Below are 677 nucleotides of genomic sequence, written 5' to 3'. Positions count from 1 at the left end.
GCCCAGTACAGCGCGCGGGTGGCATCATGGGCGAGGGCCGTCTGGCCGCTGGCGAAGCCCGGGGCGTCGTACGTGGCCTCGCCCGGCTCCAGCCAGGGGAGGTACTGGGCCGCGTCCTGGTANNCCCGTGCCGGAGAACTTGGCCTTGCTCAGGTCGTCCCCGGTGAGAATGGATATCTCCCGGTTCGCGCAGCCCGGTTCGACTCCCAGCTGGGTCATCAGCGGCCCGATGTCCTCGACGCGTCCCGCGAAGTAGATGACCGACGGGACGTCCTCGCCCCGGCAGATGCTCTCCGCGTGCAGCCGGAGCTCGGGCTTGCCGTTCGCCACCCGGTAGGTCCGCGACGGCAGCAGCCGGAAGCCCTTGTCGCGCAGCATCTCCCCGCCGTAGTGGGCCTGTTCGCTGGTGTACCGGTCCTGCGACGCCTTGGTGTCGCGGGCCAGCACCAGCGCGTACGGGGCGTCGCTCTTGCCGCGGAGCTGCTGGGCGACCAGCCCCAGCGCCTCCGCCTGGTGCTCGTCGGGCGCCGCGAGGCTGAACCAGTTGGAGAAGTCCTTCGGCAGGTACGTCGCCGAGTTGGTACCGGAGACGATGGGGAGCCCCGCCTCCTGCAGCCGCCGCGTCACCTCGGGACTGCTCTGCAGGTCACGGCCGAAGCCGACGACACCGACGACGG

Annotated in this window: 1 pseudogene; it reads right to left on the bottom strand. The window is 71.0% G+C overall.

Annotated elements, in window-relative coordinates:
• A pseudogene (locus CCN29_RS33440) lies at positions 1-677 on the bottom strand (type 1 periplasmic-binding domain-containing protein); the annotation flags it as partial.

The organism is Streptomyces pseudogriseolus, from assembly GCA_002154585.1.
Classification (GTDB): domain Bacteria; phylum Actinomycetota; class Actinomycetes; order Streptomycetales; family Streptomycetaceae; genus Streptomyces; species Streptomyces pseudogriseolus.
Note: the sequence above shows the minus strand (reverse complement) of the source record. Positions and strands in the feature narration are given on the sequence as shown.